Annotated in this window: 11 protein-coding genes; 1 reads left to right on the top strand and 10 read right to left on the bottom strand. The window is 68.4% G+C overall.

Annotated features, from left to right (window positions below; all coding sequences use genetic code 11):
* Positions 1–47: 47 nt before the first annotated feature.
* The 8 genes from FN829_RS10975 to FN829_RS10940 all read right to left on the bottom strand — a co-directional run bounded on the left by FN829_RS10975 (position 48) and on the right by FN829_RS10940 (position 12,009).
* Complete coding sequence (locus tag FN829_RS10975) at positions 48–1,202, bottom strand: pyridoxal phosphate-dependent aminotransferase (RefSeq protein WP_142987024.1); 1,155 nt, start codon at positions 1,200–1,202, stop codon at positions 48–50.
* Between the two features lie 77 nt (positions 1,203–1,279).
* Positions 1,280–1,963 (bottom strand): DUF7095 family protein, encoded by a 684-nt coding sequence (locus tag FN829_RS10970; protein WP_142987023.1) that lies wholly within the window; start codon positions 1,961–1,963, stop codon positions 1,280–1,282.
* 85 nt (positions 1,964–2,048) lie between these two features.
* Complete coding sequence (gene polX, locus FN829_RS10965) at positions 2,049–3,803, bottom strand: DNA polymerase/3'-5' exonuclease PolX (RefSeq protein ID WP_142987022.1); 1,755 nt, start codon at positions 3,801–3,803, stop codon at positions 2,049–2,051.
* Positions 3,804–4,270: 467 nt separating this feature from the next.
* Complete coding sequence (locus FN829_RS10960; RefSeq protein WP_142987021.1) at positions 4,271–5,884, bottom strand: Na+/H+ antiporter NhaC family protein; 1,614 nt, start codon at positions 5,882–5,884, stop codon at positions 4,271–4,273.
* Between the two features lie 384 nt (positions 5,885–6,268).
* Positions 6,269–7,495, bottom strand: a complete 1,227-nt coding sequence (locus tag FN829_RS10955; protein ID WP_142987020.1) for an MFS transporter — start codon at positions 7,493–7,495, stop codon at positions 6,269–6,271.
* 91 nt (positions 7,496–7,586) lie between these two features.
* On the bottom strand, positions 7,587–8,984 hold the full coding sequence (locus FN829_RS10950; RefSeq protein ID WP_142987019.1) for a signal recognition particle protein Srp54: 1,398 nt from the start codon (positions 8,982–8,984) through the stop codon (positions 7,587–7,589).
* Positions 8,985–9,047: 63 nt separating this feature from the next.
* Entirely contained in the window at positions 9,048–10,643 is a 1,596-nt protein-coding gene (locus FN829_RS10945; protein ID WP_142987018.1) for an N-acyl-D-amino-acid deacylase family protein, read from the bottom strand.
* 121 nt (positions 10,644–10,764) lie between these two features.
* Positions 10,765–12,009: a Zn-dependent hydrolase gene (locus tag FN829_RS10940; protein WP_142987017.1), complete on the bottom strand. Its 1,245-nt coding sequence runs from the start codon at positions 12,007–12,009 to the stop codon at positions 10,765–10,767.
* Positions 12,010–12,098: 89 nt separating this feature from the next.
* On the opposite strand from FN829_RS10940, the gene FN829_RS10935 reads away from it, so the two are divergent.
* Positions 12,099–13,718: an N-acyl-D-amino-acid deacylase family protein gene (locus tag FN829_RS10935; RefSeq protein ID WP_142987016.1), complete on the top strand. Its 1,620-nt coding sequence runs from the start codon at positions 12,099–12,101 to the stop codon at positions 13,716–13,718.
* An 18-nt stretch (positions 13,719–13,736) separates the two neighbouring features.
* Here the strand turns inward: FN829_RS10935 and thrC are convergent, their stop codons facing one another.
* Together thrC and FN829_RS10925 are read right to left on the bottom strand one after the other, a co-directional pair.
* A complete protein-coding gene (gene thrC, locus FN829_RS10930; protein ID WP_142987015.1) occupies positions 13,737–14,966 on the bottom strand; it encodes a threonine synthase in 1,230 nt (409 codons plus the stop codon).
* Between the two features lie 69 nt (positions 14,967–15,035).
* Positions 15,036–15,761 carry a helix-turn-helix domain-containing protein gene (locus tag FN829_RS10925; RefSeq protein ID WP_142987014.1) on the bottom strand — a complete coding sequence of 242 codons (726 nt, stop codon included), beginning with the start codon at positions 15,759–15,761 and terminating at the stop codon, positions 15,036–15,038.
* Positions 15,762–15,917 lie beyond the last annotated feature (156 nt).

Here is a 15,917-nt window from a genome sequence, read left to right as displayed (position 1 = left end):
CTGGGAAGCGGATAAGTGGTGGTACGACGGCGCCACGGGGCCCGCCCTCAGTACTCCGCCAGTCCCGCCTCGATCCGGTCGAAGCCCTCCTCGATCCGCTCGGTGGAGTTCGCGAAGGAGAGCCGGAGCCGGCCGGGCGTCGAGTCGCCGAACCCGTCGCCGGGCGCGAGTACGACGCCGTGTTCCCGCAACAGGAACTTCGCGACGTCGATCGCGGGCGCGTCGAGGCCGGGGTCGAGGTAGGCGTAGAACGCGCCCTCCGGGCGGGGACACGAGAGGCCGTCGATCTCCTCGACGCGGTCGACCACGAGATCCCGTCGCTCACGGAAGGCGTCGTACATCTCCTCGTACGGTTCCTGCGGGCCGGTGAGCGCGGCGATCGCCGCGTTCTGGGCGACGCTCGACGCGCAGGCGGTCGTCGACTCGTGGACGCGGACCACGTCGTCGATGACGTGGTCGTCGCCGGCGAGCCAGCCGAGCCGCCAGCCGGTCATGGCGTACCGCTTCGAACAGGAACCGACCGTCAACACGTGGTCGGGGTGGCCGGTGTAGGCCGCGATCCCCTCCGCGGGGCCGTCGTAGGTGAGTCCGAGGTACACCTCGTCGGCGATCACGTAGGCGTCGTGGTCGGCGGCGGCCTCGACGACCGCCCGGCACTCCTCGGGGTCGAAGACGCGGCCGGTCGGGTTCGAGGGGGTCGTGAGCACGACCGCCGCGGTATCGTCGCTCATCGCGTCGATCACGCGGTCCGCGTCGAGGTCGAACCCGGTCTCGGCGGGCATCGGCACCTCGCGGAAGGTCCCGTCCGCGAGCGCCGCCTGCGTCGCGTAGTTGGGCCAGGTCGGACCGGGAACGAGCAGCTCCTCGCCCGGCGAGACGGTCGCGAGCGTGGCGAGGTGGAGCGCCTCCATCCCGCCGACGGTGACGACGATCTCGTCGGGGTCGTGTTCGACGCCGTAGTCGCGCGCGAGCGTGTCGCTGATCGCCTGGCGACAGTCGAGCATCCCGGCGTTGGAGGTGTAGTGGGTCGCGCCGCCGCGGGCGGCGTCGGCGGCCGCGTCGATCACGTGTTCGGGCGTGTCGAAGTCGGGCTCGCCGACCTCGAGTCTTACGAGGTCGCCGCCCTGCTGCTGTGCGAGGTCGTACATCACGCGGATGCTCGATCGGTCTGCGTTCCGGACGCGGTCGGTCGGGGTGGGCATACGATACCCACGCGGATCGGTCCCAAAAGGAGTCGGGTCGCGGAAATCGTCGGGCCCGGAAACACGCCGAGCCGGTGTCACACCATGTCGCCGCGCACCGACGACCCGTCTTGGTCGGCACGCTCGGCCGCGAGCGCGTTCGCGACCGCGTCGGCGACGTCGTCGTCGACGCCGAGCGACGAGAGCGCGGCGGGCAGCGTCGGCATCGCGAACGACGCCGCTCGGAGGCGCTCGAGCGCCTCGTCGTCCCGGCGGCCGTCCGCCCACAGACAGACGCCGCGGGGGTCCAACACCTCACCGTAGGCCTCCCGAGCGAGCGCGCCTTTCAGCCGCTGGGTCACGTTGTCCCCGAAGCTCGCGTTACACACCTCGAAGTGGAGCGGCGCGTCGTCGGCGTCCGCGTCGTTGCCGTCGGCGTCCGCGTCGATCCCGGCGAGTAGCTCGGCCGCGAGACACTTCTCGGGAGCGGCGTACCCGTTGTCGCTGGCGCGCACGCGGTCGGGATTCGACTCCGCCCACGACGCGCGGACCGTCGTCCCCACGCCCTTGATCCCGTACTCGTCCTCGAACGCCGCGGCGGCGTCCGCGTCGCTCTCCATCAGCACGTCCTTCGTGAGGTAGACGTCGAGCCGGTCTATCGGATCGAGTCCGAGCGCCACGTCGCCGAACGCCCACACCTCGCGGACGGGGACGGGCATCTCCTCGTCCTCGACGCGGTCGACGATCGCCTCCAGCCGGTCGACGGCCCGCTCCAGGTCCATCGGCCCGCCGTACGGGCGGGTCGGGCATACCGGTTGCGCTCGGGGACCGCGTGTGGAGTCGCGCGGGCTGTGTCGGCGCGGTCGCCTACGCGAGGAACTCCCGGAGGTCGGCGAGCGGGTACGCGTTGAGTACGTCGGCGGTCTCGGCCCAGCCGCGACGTGCGGTGTGGACGCCGTACCGGGCGTTGTCCAGCTCCCGGGGCGCGTGCGCGTCGGTGTTCACCGCGACCGTCGCCCCCGCCTCGACCGCGGCGCGGACCGCGTTGCCGTCGGCGTCGAGGCGAGCGGGGTTCGCGTTCACCTCGATCGCGACGCCCTCTCTCGCGGCCGCGGCCGCGACCCGTTCCATGTCCGGATCGAGCCCCTGACGCTCGTTGATGAGTCGGCCGGTGGGATGGCCGAGGACGTCGACCTCGGGGTGCTCGACCGCGCGCACGAGCCGCTCGGTGGCGGCCTCGCGCTCCGCGTCGAGCGCGGCGTGCGGGGAGGCGACCACGACGTCGAGATCGGCGAGCGTCGCGTCGTCGGTGGTGATCGCGCCGTCGGCGTCGATGTTGGCCTCGATCCCGTGAAGCACCTCGATCTCGGCGTCGACCGCGTTGGCCGCCTCGGCGACCGCTGCCGCCTGCTCCGCGATCTCGTCCTCCTCGAGCCCGACGTTCCCGAAGACGCCCGATCCGGCGGCGTGGTCGGTGACGGCGTGGTACTCGTGGCCGCGCTCCGCGGCGGCCTCGATCATCTCCCGGATCGTGAACCCGCCGTCGGACCAGTCCGTGTGGGTGTGGAGGTCGCCGCGAAGCTCCTCGAGACCGACGAGGTCCGGAAGCTCCCGCGCGGCCGCGGCCGCGACCTCCCCGGTGTCCTCGCGAAGCTCCGGCGGCACGTACGCCATGTCGAGCGCGTCGTACACCCCCGTCTCCGTCTCGCCGGCGACCCGCTCGCCGACCCGCCGGCCGGCGTCCGGGTCCTCGACGTCGCGCACGTCGAAGAGGCCGTACTCGTTGAGCTTGAGCCCGCGGTCGATCGCGCGGTTGCGGACCGCGACGTTGTGCGCCCTCGAGCCCGTGAAGTACTGGAGGGCCGCGCCGAACTCCGTATCGTCGACGACCCGCAGGTCGACGCGGGTGCCGTCCGCGCGGACGCTCGCTTTCCCAGTGCCCGCCTCGATCGTCGCGTCAGCCGCCGGCCAGTCGACGAAGGCCTCGACGATCGGCTCACCGTCGTCGCTCGCGACGAGCAGGTCGACGTCGCCGATCGTGTCCTTCCACCGGCGGATCGACCCGCACACCTCGGCCCGTGAGACGCCGTCCACGGCCGCGAGGTACGCGAGGGCGTCGTCGGCGACGGGGCGGGCGTCGCCGAGCCGGGTCCGCTCCTGCGACTCGCGCGCGAAGGGGAGGTTCTCGAGGATCGATTCCTCGGTCTTCGCGCCGAACCCCTTCACCTCGCGGATCTCGCCCGCCTCGGCGGCGGCCTCCATCTCGTCGAGCGTCGTGATCTCGAGCGCCTCGTACAGCGTCCCGACGGTCTTCGGGCCGACCCCCTCGATCGCGGTCAGCGCCCCGATATCGACCGGCAGCTCCTCCCGTAGCTCCTCTAGTTCCGCGATCTCGCCCGTCTCGACGTACTCGACGACCTTCGCGGCGATGGCGTCGCCGACGCGGTCGATCTCGGCGACCGCCTCCTCGCCCTCGGCCGCCAGGTCCTCTATCGGCGTCGGGTGCTCGCGGACGTTCTCGGCCGCGCGACGGTACGCCGTCGGCTTGTACTCGACGCCCGTCGCCTCGAGGCGGTCCGCGAACTCCTCCAGGAGCGACGCGACCTCGTCGTTCCGGCTCATTCGACCGATCGTTCGGCCGGATGGGTCTTATATCGTCGGCCGTGCGGGTCGATCGCGGAAGGAGTCGCTCAGTATAGACGAAGGAATGGGCGATCGATTGCGGTCGGCGGGCCGGTGAGCGCCCGAAGGGCGCGAACCCGACCGCGAGGGACGCTGCGAGCGCTCGAAGAGCGCGAGCAGCGAGGCTGGGGAGGCGTGAGGTGCGGTCCCGCGAGCGAAGCGAGCGGGAGTACGGAAGTCGCAGCGCCGAGCGGAGCGAGGCGATCGTCTTCCGGTGGTGCTGTGCTGTCGGGTGGGACTCAAAGGGGCAGTCCCGGCGGCGCTGCCGCCGACTGGGGCTTTGGAGACGTTCACCGCGCCAGCAACGATCCCGTTCTACTCACCTCGATCTCCATCGAAACATCCGTAACGCCGGCGCTCCCCTCACGTCCTCGAGTCGGTCAAAAAAACCGGCTACCGCGACGCCCTCAGTCGTCCGACGGCGAGGACTGCTGTTGGGTCCGCGTCGCCTGCGGAACCAGGTCCTTCCGGCTGGCGTCCCACTCCGAGAGCCCGTAGACGAGCCCGTAGAGCAGGCCGACGCCGATCGGCAGCAGGACGAACGGCGTGATCCGGGTCGCGCCCCAGACCAGCAGCATCATCGAGGCGACGAGGATGACGGTCACCGCGTAGTACATCTGCGTCCGCACGTGGTCGATGTGGTCCGCCCCGGTGAACGTCGACGACAGGATCGTCGTGTCCGAGATGGGCGAACAGTGGTCGCCGAAGATGGCGCCGCTGAACACCGTCCCCACCGCGACCGGCAGGAGCGTCGGGGCGGAGCCGCCGATGCTCCACGCCAGCGGGATGGCGATCGGCGTGACGATGGCCATCGTCCCCCACGACGTCCCGGTGGAGAAGGCGATCACCGCCGAGGCGAAGAGGATGACGACGGGCAGGAGCATCGGGGAGATGATCGTCTCCGCGACGTTGGTCACGTAGATCCCCGTCCCGAGTTCGGTCGTGACGGTTCCGATCGTCCACGCCATGACCAGGATGGACGCGGCCGTAAGCATCATGCTGAAGCCGTCGATGATCGTCTCCATCGCCTCCTCGAGGTCCATCAGACCGCCGGCGACACCGGTGATGAGCCCCATCGAGACCATCGAGAACGACCCCCACAACAGCGCGTCGACGAACGCGGCGCTGCCGACGATGTCGACGAGCGCCGCGCCTTCACCGGCGCCCGAAACGCCCGTGTAAGCGGAGCCGACGAAGACGACGGTGATGAGCGAGCCGACGGGAAGGAGGAAGTACCGGAGCTGCGGCGAGTCGGTCGCCATCTCGCCCAGGCTGTCCTCCGCGCTCTGCATCGGAACCGCGTTGTCGCGGAGCACCTTCCCGTGTTTCCACGAGCGGTGTTCGGCGTCGAGCATCTCGCCGAAGTCGCGCTGCGTGATGATGATGATCCCCACCATCACGATGGCGAACAGACAGTACATGTTGAACGGGATGCTCTGGAGGAACAGGCTGAACGCCTCGGGCGCCTGTCCGGAGATCCCGGCCGCCTCGTACCCCTGTTCGATCATGCTCAGCTGGTAGACGACCCAGCTGGAGATGCCGAACGTCGCCACCGGCGCGGCGGTGGAGTCGATGATGTACGAGAGCTTCTCCCGCGACATCCGCATCTCGTCGGCCATGTCGCGCATCGTCGTGCCGACGATGGCGGTGTTGGAGTAGTCCCCGAAGAACCAGAGCATGCCGAATATCCACGTCGCGAGCCCGACTTTCCGCTGTGAGTCGAGCCGCGAGGTGGCGGCGTTCGCGATGGCTTTCGCCCCGCCGAGCCGCCAGATCATGGCGACTCCCCCACCGAGGAACATGACGATGGTGAGGATCTTGGCGTTGAACAGGCTCTCTCCGAGCGACGAGACCGTCCAGTTGAGCGTCTGGACGATCCCGTGGCTTCCGGTGAAGATGATCCCGCCGGACCAGATCCCGAGGAACAGCGAGAGGATCGCTCGACGAGTCACGATCGCCAGAACGATCGCGAGGAGGGGCGGGACGACCGAGATCGCCCCGAACGTCTCCGCACCCGTCATCCGTCACCCTCCACGCCGCGGCGCGTTTCGAGACGACGACCCCCGTCCACCGGGTCCTCTCTCGGCCCGTACTCCGCTTCCGGTCGGGTAGTTAGGCTGTTTACGTGTAACATGTGCTACTCCCTACCATGTCCGATGTAGTGTCGCGACAAGATCTACATAAACCCACCGATGTTCGAATAAATGTGTTAATCTAAACAGTAAATCCGTGAACGGCAACCGGATCGGCGACTTTCATCGCTTGATCGGCGAGACACGTACCGTGGAGCCCCGGTTTTATGGCGGATCGTTCACCGGCGAAATCGCCCGCGATCGGTACTCACCGCCGGCCACGGCGCTCACATCGGCGGATCACGGCGTCGGAGGATCACGACGTCGGCGGGGTCACTCGGTCGCCCACAGTCCCGCCGCCGCCAGCGCGGCCAACGCGACGGCTCCCGCGAGCAGCGCGAACGCGGGTCGAAATCCCGCGACGTCCGCGGTCGCGCCGACGATCCCCGGCGCGAGCGCCCCGGCGACCATGAGCAGGGTCCGGACGACCCCGAGCCCGCCGCCGGCGAGCCGCTCCGGGAGCTCCTCGACCAGGTACGCCCCCCGGACGGGTCGATATCCGTGCGAACCGATCCCGAGGACGGCGACGAGCACGCCGAGAACGATCGGACCGGCGTCGACGAGGACGACGACGCCGACGAGCGAGACCGCCGCCAGCCCGAGCGCGATCGTCATCACCGGAAGGCGGCCGAGCCGGTCGGAGAGGTCGCCGGAGACGAGCTGGACGAACGTGACCGCGAACAGCACCGAGTACAGGAGGCTCGCCGTCGACGTGGAGAGGCCGGCGGCCTGAGAGAGGTACAGCGGGAAGAAGGCGACGGCCCCGTTGTACGCGAACGAGGAGGCGATAGTCACGAGCACGAACGCCGTCATCCGCCGGTCGCGAAACAACACGAGGTAGTCCCGCGCGCTCGGTTCGGGCCCCTCGCGAGGCTCTCCCCGGTCGGCGTCCTCGGGGAGTCGGTCCGGGACCCGGAGGGCGAACGCGGCCGCCACGGCGAGGACGACGACCCCGGAGACGACGAACAGCCCGCGCCAATCGGCACCCGGCAGGCGCGCCAGCACGCTCGCGAGAACCGGCGGGGCCGAGAGGAAGAGGACGACCGCCGCGGGCGCTGCGACCCCGCCGAGCGCGCCGAGCGTGTCGTGTGCGCCGAGCGCGCGTCCCGTCCGCGCCGGGTAGACGCGCGCGAGCAGCCGCACCGCGACCGTCTTGTGCGCGCCCGTCCCGCCGCCGATGACGAGCATCACGGCCGCGAGCGCGACGAAGGGGGCGTCGACGGCGAGCGCGAGCGCCCCGACCCCCGCGACGGCCGCACCGACGGCCATCACCCGCACCGCGCCGACCCGGTCGGCGAGCGCGCCGCTCGGGAACTGCATCAGCGCGTACACGAGCATGAACCCGGTGTACGCCGTGCCGACGGCGGCGTTGCTCACGCCGTAGCTCGCCTGGAGGGGCTCGAACAGCGGCGGGAACGCGTACCGGAGGAACTTGCCGAGAAACCACAGCAGCGCCGTCAACAGGAGTACGTCGTACTCGGCGAGCCGCCGGAGGTCCATCGGCCGCCCTTGTCCGGTCGGACGGTTAAAAGAGCGGAAGTCGGCAGAGTTGGCGGTCGGGGGAACGCGCCGGTCCGAAGTCGCTTCGGGCCTACCCGAACGGTCCCTTGCCGCCGCCCATCATGTCGCCGAGGCCGCCACCGCCGCCGCCGCCCATCTTCTTCATCATCCGTTGCATGTCGCCCTCGCCCATCCCCTGGAACTGCTCGATGGTCCGCTCCATCATCGAGTGCTGTTCGAGCAGCTGACGGACCGTCTCCTCGTCGGTTCCGGAGCCGCGGGCGATCCGCCGGGTTCGCTCCTGACCGACGACGCGGGGATTCTCGAGTTCCTCGTCGGTCATCGAGTCCATGATCCGCTCGAACTTGCGCATCCGGTCCTGGGTCACGTCCATCGCGTCGTCGGGCAGTTGGTCCATCATCCCCCCGCCGAGCCCGGGGATCATGTCCATCACCTGATCCAGCGGCCCCATCCGGTTCATCGCGTCCATCTGCTTTTTCATGTCCTTCAGGGTGAAGCTCCCCTCCAGCATGTCCTCCGGGTCCCAGTCGTCGTCCTCTTCCTGGGTCTCCTGCATCGCGCGCTCGACCCGCTCGGAGAGCTGCTTTAAGTCGCCCATCCCGAGCAGCCGCGAGATGAACCCGGAAGGCTCGAACCGCTCGATGTCCTGGACCGTCTCGCCCGAGCCGAGGAAGGCGATCGACGAGCCCGTCTCGTTGACGGCGGTGAGCGCCCCGCCGCCCTTCGCGGTCCCGTCAAGCTTGGTGATCACGACGCCGTCGATCCCGATCGACTCCTCGAACTGGCGGGCCTGATCCTTGGCCCCCTGGCCGATGGCGGCGTCGAGGACGAGCAGCGAGCGGTCGGGGTCGACCTCGCGTTCGATCTCCTCGATCTCGGCGATGAGGTCGTCCTCGAGGGCGTGTCGGCCCGCCGTGTCGACGATGCGCACGTCGGCGTCGGCGGTCGCCTCCATCCCCTCGCGGGCGATCTCGACCGGGTCGTCGCCGTCGGGATCGCCGTAGAAGTCGACCTCGGCCCGCTCGGCCATCTGCTCCGCCTGATCGTACGCGCCGGGCCGGAAGGTGTCCGTCTGGATCACCGCCGGGCGGAGCCCCTTCGTCGAGAACCACCACGCCATCTTGGCGGCGGAGGTGGTCTTCCCGGAGCCCTGAAGCCCCGCGAGGAGGATCGTCTGCGGCTCCAGCGGCAGCGCCGTGGAGTCGCCGACGAGTTCGACCATCTCCTCGTAGACGATCTTGAGGACGTGGTCGCGGGCGGTCGTGCCGCCGGGCGGCTCCTCCTCCAGCGCGCGCGTCTCGATCGAGTCCGACAGCTCCATGACGAGGGAGACGTCGACGTCGGCGGAGAGCAGCGACCGCTGGATCTCCTTGACGATCTCCTCGACGTCGTCCTCGTCGAGACGCGTCTTCCCCTGGAGCGTGTCGAGGCTGCTCCGCAGGGACGTTCCGAGGTCGTCGAGCACCATTTGCCGGAGGTAGGCGGGCCACGCGGTAAAGGCTTTGTTCGTCGCGGGCGTCGCCCCCGCCGACTATTTTCGGACGGCCCGTCCGGGCAGGTTTCCGGTGGTTTCGACGTCCCGAACCACGAACTCGCCATTCACGAGCACGTGGTCGATCCCTTTCGGATGCCGTCGCGGGTTCTCGAACGTCGCCCGGCTCTCCACCGTGACCGGGTCGAACACAACCAGGTCAGCGTCCATCCCCGACCGGAGAATCCCCTTCCGGTCGAGCCCCATCGCACGCGCCGGCAGCGACGTCATCTTTCGTACCGCCTCCTCGACGGTCAGGAGGTTCCGCTCGCGGACGTAGTGTCCCAGAATTCGCGGGTACGTTCCGTAGACGCGAGGGTGCGGTTTGCCGCCGAACAGTCCGTCGGACCCGACACAGACCCGCTCGTACGAGAGAATGTCTTGTACGTCCGACTCCTCGAGCATGTGGATCGTCATGCTGACGGCGAGGTCCTCCTCGAGGAGGAGGTCGCAAACCGCGTCAACGGGCTCGACGTCGCGCTCCGCGGCGATCGCGGCCACGTTCATCCCCTCAACGCGTTCGTTCGCCGCCGTCTCGACGTTCGCGATGACGACGTTCTCCCACCCAGTGAGCTTACCGATGTTCTCCCACCCGTCGATGCGCCACTCCTCAATGTCGCGACGGATGCGTTCCCTGGCCGTCTCGTCGGTCAAGAATTCGAGCGTCCCATCCGGCCCCTCCGCGTGAACCCACGGTGGGAGAACGGCCGAGAGCATCGTGCTACCGGCCGTATAGGGGTACTGTTCGGCCGTGAGGTCGACGCCTCGCTCGCGGGCGGCCTCGACGAGCGCTGTCGCGCGGTCGACCTTACCGTGTTGCATCGGGCCCGCGACCTTGAAGTGTGAGAGATGGAGCGGGACGTCCTCCTCAGCACCGATGTCGACGAACTCGTCGAGCGCTTCCCAGATCCATCGTCCCTCACTCCGGATATGTGCGACGAACGGCCGCCCGTACGGCCCGAGACGGGCGGCCAGCTCCCGTATCTCGCGTGTGTCCGCGTAGGTACACGGCGTGTAGATCAGCCCCGTCGAGAAGCCGACCGCCCCGTCCTCCAACGCCTCGGTGACCAGGTCACCCATCTCGTCGAGCTCGTCGTCGCTGGGGGCGCGGTCGGCCATGCCGAGCACGTCGAACCGAACGGCCCCGTGTCCCACGAGGAGCGCCACGTTGGGCGCAGCGCCGTTCTCCTCGACGGCGTCGAGGTAGTCGGCGACGCTTCCCCAGGTCCACTCGACATCGACGTCGCCGGCGAGCGCACCGAGCTGTTTCGCCCACTGGTCGGCACCGCCCTCGCGGTACATCGGGGCCATGGAGAAGCCGTCCTGCCCCAGTATCTCGGTGGTGATCCCCTGTCGGATCTTGGGCGCGAGCGTGGGATCCTCGAACAGCTCCAGATCCGAATGCGAGTGCGTATCGATGAATCCCGGACACACCACGTTCCCCTCGGCATCGAGCGTCGCCTCCGGATCGACGTCGGGGGACGACGTGCGGTGTATCGACTCGATCCGGCCGCCCTCGACGGTCACGGCACCGCGGAACCACGGTGCGCCCGTTCCGTCGACGACCCGAGCGTTCTCGATGAGCAGGTCCGTCATGCGAGGTGGTCCCGTTCCGTCCTAGAAAAACCCACCCCCGTCCATTCTCGGGTCGGAGCAAGCGAGGCACTTCACCCGACGGCGACGAGGATCCGACGGCGACGGGGAGACGTTTCGGCGTTCACTCGCCGTCGGGTCGCTCGTTCGCCTTCTCGACGGCCGCGTTCAGGAGGACGTTCACGCCGGTGACGACGTCTTCCCACTCGGTGAACTCGTCCTCGGTGTGGCTGACGCCGCCGACGCTGGGGACGAACACCATCCCGGTCGGACAGACGCGGTTGAGGTAGCTCGCGTCGTGGCCCGCCCCGCTGACGAGTCGGGTGGCGTCGGCGTCGAGCGCGGCGGCGGCGTCGGCGACCGCCTCGATCACGTCGTCGTCGAACGACTGAGATTCGATCCGCATGATAACTTCGTGTTCGGCCTCGATCCCCTCGCGTGCGGCGGCGTGGTCGATCTCCTCGCGAACCCGGTCGGCCGCTCGATCGACGACCGCGTCGTCGTAGGACCGGAAGTCGACGGTGAACTCCACACGCTCCGGGATGACGTTGATCGAGTTGGGGTCGATGTCGAGCGATCCGACCGTCCCCACGAGGTCGTCGCCGCCCGTCCCGGCGATGCGCCGGACCGACTCGATCACGTCGCCAGTCGCGACCAGCGCGTCGTTCCGCAGGTGCATCGGCGTCGGTCCGGCGTGGTCCGCGCTGCCCGTGAACGCGGCGTCGAACCAGACGAACCCGTAGACGCCCTCGACGACGCCGACGACCAGGTCGCGATCCTCGAGCTTCGGTCCCTGTTCGACGTGGAGCTCGAGATAACAGTGGAGGTCGCGAGGTTCACACGGTTCCTCGCCGCGGTAGCCGATCCGCTCCAACTCCTCGCCGAAGGTGTTCCCCTCCTTGTCCTCGAGAGAGTACGCGAACTCGAGGTCGAACTTCCCCGCGAACACCCCACTTCCCAGCATGTCCGGCTGGAACCGGACGCCCTCCTCGTTGGTCCAGGAGACCACCTCGATGGGCCGTTCCGTCTCGATGCCGGCGTCGTTCAGCGTCTCGACGATCTCGAGGCCACCGAGCACGCCGATGACGCCGTCGTACCGGCCGCCGTTGTACTGGCTGTCGACGTGCGATCCGACCATCACCGGCGGGAGGTCGTCATTTCTCCCCTCGCGCCGCCCGAAGAGGTTCCCCATCTCGTCGACGCGTACCTCGAGGCCCGCCTCCTCGAACCACTCGACCAGCGTGTCCCGTGCCCGCGCGTTCTCGTCGGAGAGCGTCGGCCTGTTCACGCCACCCCGCTCCGTCGCCCCGATCTCGTTGAAGCGATCGAACCGGTCCCGGAACCGTTCGCCCGATATCGTTCGTGGCATGGTTCGATGGAACGGCCGTCCCGGCTTTCACTCCTCCGCCTCCCATGTGTGGGGGTGCGGTTTAGCGTGACGGGCGGGTTTCCCCGTCCATGACCGAGGACGTCGAGTTCAGCGGAGCGACCGTATACGACGGGTCGGGCGCCCCGGCGATCGAGGCGAACGTTCGACTCGTCGACGGACGGATCGACGAGGTATCCGCCGACCCGATCGGAGCCGAGCGCGTGATCGACGTCGACGGGGCCGCACTCGCTCCCGGCTTCGTCGACATGCACGCACACTCCGAGCTTCGCCTGTTGGATCGGCCCGAGGCGGTCGAGAAGGTGACGCAGGGCGTGACATTGGAGGTGTTAGGACAGGACGGCGTTAGCGTCGCACCCGTCCCCGAGGGGAGACGCGAGGAGTGGGCTCGCCGCGTCCAAACGCTCCTCGGGATCCACGAATCGTGGGGATGGCAGACGACGGACGGATTCCTCGACGCGCTCGAGGAAGTGGAGCCGGCGGTGAACTGCGCGTACTACGCCCCGCACGGGAACCTGCGGTCGTTGGCCGCGGGATTCGAGGACCGACCGCTCGAGCTCGTCGAGCTCGAGCGGGTCTCGGACGCGCTCGATACCGCGATCGACGACGGCGCGTTCGCGCTCTCGACCGGAATGATCTACCCGCCGAGTTCGTACGGGAGCGACGAGGAGCTCGAGACGCTGGGCGAACGCCTGGCGACCCGCGACTCGTTCATGGTCTCGCACGTCTGGAACGAGAGCGACGCGGTGGTCGATTCCATCGACAGGTTCGTCCGGCTCTGTGAGTCCGCCGGCTGTCAGCCGCATGTCTCCCACCTGAAGGTCGCCGGCGAGGATAACTGGGGAGCCTCGGAAGAGATCCTCGGGGTCTTCGACGCCGCGAACGAGCGCGGCGTCCGGGTGACGTTCGACCAGTACCCGTGGACGGCGGGGAGCACGATGCTGACGGCGCTCCTCCCGCCGTGGGCGCGAACGGGCGAGACGGACGAGATCCGCGAGCGACTGACCGATCCCGACGCCCGCGACCGGATCCGACGTGACATCGAATCCGGTGACGGCGACTGGGAGAACCTCGCGAAGGCCGCCGGCTCGTGGGAGAACGTCCTCATCACCGACACCGGAAGCGGGCGAGCCGAGGGCGAGACCGTCGCGTCGATCGCGGCCGAACGCGACGCGGACCCGGTCGACGCGGTCTGCGACCTCCTCGTCGAGGAGGACCTCGACGTCACCATGGCGGACTTCGTGATGGACGACGAGGACATCGACCGGTTCCTCTCCGACCTCCGCGGGACGATCTGCACCGACGGGATCTTCGGCGGAAAGCCTCACCCACGGGCCGTCGGAACGTACCCTCGGCTGCTGGAGCGGTACGTCCGTGACCGCGAGGTGCTCCCGCTCGAGGACGCGGTATACAAGGCGGCCGGTCACCCGGCCGACGTGCTCGGCCTCCCGGACCGTGGTCGCGTGTTCGAGGGATACGTCGCCGACCTGGTCGTTTTCGACTCGGATCGAGTCCGGGCGAATGCGACGTTCAACGACCCGATGCGGCTATCGGACGGGGTCGAACACGTCGTGGTCGGCGGCGAGTTCGTCGTCGAGGACGGCGATCCGACCGGAAACCGCCCGGGGCGGGTGCTCCGCTCGGTCAAGGAGTGGGACGACCCGCGTCGTCCGGACTTCTCGGACCGGTGATTCGGGATCCCGTTCGGGTCACGCCTCGTCGGGATACCGGTCGACCACGTCGTCGATCTCCGGGGCGATCGCGTCGACCTCGCCGCCGGCCCGCATCGCGCTCTCGGTGTCCTTCAGCCCGTTTCCGGTGACGACGACGACGACCGAGTCGCCCTCGTCAACGATCCCCGCCTCGCGGGCCTTGCGGAGGCCGGCGACCGGGGTGGCCCCTGCGGGTTCGGCGTAGATCCCCTCGGTCCGTCCCAGCAGCGACTCGGCGGCGAGGACCTCCTCGTCGCTCACGAGGACCGACTCGCCGCCGCTCTCCTCGAGCGCCCTACAGGCCTTGAGCGTGTTCCGCGGACGACCGACGGAGATGCTGTCCGCGACGGTTTCGGCGACCTCGTCGATGTCGTCGTGACCGTGGAAGGCGTCGTGGATCGCGCTCGCGCCCTCGGCCTGAACGCCGAGCATCCGCGGCGTCCCCTCGACGAGGTCGAGATCGGCAAACTCGCGGAATCCCTTCCACCCGCCGGCGATCGTACAGCCGTCGCCCATGGAGAAGACGAGCCAGTCGGGGACGTCACCGCGCGTCTGCTCGGCCAGTTCGTGGCCGACGGTCCGTTTCCCCTCAACCTGGAAGGGGTTGACGGCGGCGTTGCGGTTGTACCAGCCGAAGCGCTCTGTGACCTCCATGCTGAGGTCGTACGCCTCGTCGTAGCTCCCACGGACCCCGAGCACGTCCGCGCCGTAGACGAGCGGCTGTGCCAGCTTCCCCTCCGGCGCGTCGCCGGGGACGAAGAGTCGACAGTCGAGTCCGCCCCGGGCGGCGAAGCCAGCGAGCGACGCCGCCGCGTTCCCGGTCGAGGCGCAGGTGACGACCTCCCGTCCGAACTCCCCCGCCTTCGTCACCGAGACCGAGGTGGCCCGGTCCTTCAACACGCCCGTCGGGTTCCGGCCGTCGTCCTTCACGCGGAGGTCGACGCCGAGCTCCGTCCCGAGTCGGGGCGTCTCGAGGAGGGGAGTCCCCCCCTCGCCGAGGGTCACGGGCTCGACGTCGTCGGCGACGGGGAGGAACGCCCGGTACTTCCACTGCGAGCGGATGTCCCCGTCGAGGGGTTCGTCGAACCGGTCGACGACGGCGTCGTAATCGTACGTGACCTCGAGGATGCCCTTCACGCCGGAATGGTTCGGACACGTGTAGATCACCTGGTCGGGGTCGTACTCCGCACCACAGAGGGTACACTCCAACGTTTCGACGTGGTCCATACACCGCGGTCGGGCGGGAACGAAGAGAATCCACCGCCTCTCATGGACGGCACCGATCGGTAGCGATATCTAGTCCATCTTGCCGAGAATTTTGGCCTCCGCCTTACGGAGGTGTTCGAGGAAGGTCGTCTTCGAGATGTCGACCTCGTCCGCAAGATCGGTGGCGGACGTCTCGCGGGGCCACATGTAGTACCCCTCCTGCTGTGCGAGCTCGAAGATCTCCCGCTGTCGTTCCGACAGCTGATCGTTTTGTTGGCGCTGAGCGGTAGTCGTCTGTGCCGATTTCATTCCTTCAATCCGGATCTCGGCGTCCATCTCTTGGCGGATCTCGTCCAACCGCTCCTGGATCATGTTCCGGGACGCACGGACGATGACGGTCCAGTACTCAAAGCCGTCGTTCATCCGGATCTCCTCTTCGGGAACGAAGCCACGCGAGACGAAGGCGTCGTGGATGCTATTTTCCGGCTCGTATTCGACGAGGAGCTCCTGTGTGGCGTTTCCGGCCGGATTCGTCTGTAATCCGGGATTGAAATACTCGTTGATCACTTTGGCTCGTTCGGTCAACGGTGACGCCTTGATCTCTGCTACGAGGTCGTCGATCCGATCGGTGGTGTCTGCATGAGCCGTCAGTCGCGCACTCACGATGTCGTCGTACTCGTAGACCCCGTGTGCGATGAGTCCGGCGTCGACGGCCGCGGTCGTCTGTAGCGTCCAACAGTCCGGATGCCAGATGCGGAGCGCGAGTTGCGACGTCCGAGGGATCGTAGTTGATGATCTATTGAGAGCTTCTCCCATGCCATCAGGCGCCAGATGTAGGATTATAAATGTTTCGTCTGCTTTGTTGAATCCGATGACGGCGTGGGGATCACTGTTTGAGAGCCTGTTCGAGGTTGTAGACTACGGCGGTCAACACGAGCTCGCGGAACTCGCGGTACCACGCGCGAGGGTGGA

This window comes from Halorubrum cibi (assembly GCF_900182635.1).
Taxonomy (GTDB): Archaea; Halobacteriota; Halobacteria; order Halobacteriales; family Haloferacaceae; genus Halorubrum; species Halorubrum cibi.
Note: the sequence above shows the minus strand (reverse complement) of the source record. Positions and strands in the feature narration are given on the sequence as shown.

What these genes read in the sequence shown, in the direction of transcription:
- thrC (WP_142987015.1), bottom strand. Translation starts at nt 14,966, where the DNA reads ATGGACCACGTCGAAACGTTGGAGTGTACCCTCTGTGGTGCGGAGTAC.
- FN829_RS10955 (WP_142987020.1), bottom strand. Translation starts at nt 7,495, where the DNA reads ATGGACCTCCGGCGGCTCGCCGAGTACGACGTACTCCTGTTGACGGCG.
- FN829_RS10960 (WP_142987021.1), bottom strand. Translation starts at nt 5,884, where the DNA reads ATGACGGGTGCGGAGACGTTCGGGGCGATCTCGGTCGTCCCGCCCCTC.
- FN829_RS10945 (WP_142987018.1), bottom strand. Translation starts at nt 10,643, where the DNA reads ATGACGGACCTGCTCATCGAGAACGCTCGGGTCGTCGACGGAACGGGC.
- FN829_RS10935 (WP_142987016.1), top strand. Translation starts at nt 12,099, where the DNA reads ATGACCGAGGACGTCGAGTTCAGCGGAGCGACCGTATACGACGGGTCG.
- polX (WP_142987022.1), bottom strand. Translation starts at nt 3,803, where the DNA reads ATGAGCCGGAACGACGAGGTCGCGTCGCTCCTGGAGGAGTTCGCGGAC.
- FN829_RS10970 (WP_142987023.1), bottom strand. Translation starts at nt 1,963, where the DNA reads ATGGACCTGGAGCGGGCCGTCGACCGGCTGGAGGCGATCGTCGACCGC.
- FN829_RS10950 (WP_142987019.1), bottom strand. Translation starts at nt 8,984, where the DNA reads ATGGTGCTCGACGACCTCGGAACGTCCCTGCGGAGCAGCCTCGACACG.
- FN829_RS10975 (WP_142987024.1), bottom strand. Translation starts at nt 1,202, where the DNA reads ATGCCCACCCCGACCGACCGCGTCCGGAACGCAGACCGATCGAGCATC.
- FN829_RS10940 (WP_142987017.1), bottom strand. Translation starts at nt 12,009, where the DNA reads ATGCCACGAACGATATCGGGCGAACGGTTCCGGGACCGGTTCGATCGC.
- FN829_RS10925 (WP_142987014.1), bottom strand. Translation starts at nt 15,761, where the DNA reads ATGGGAGAAGCTCTCAATAGATCATCAACTACGATCCCTCGGACGTCG.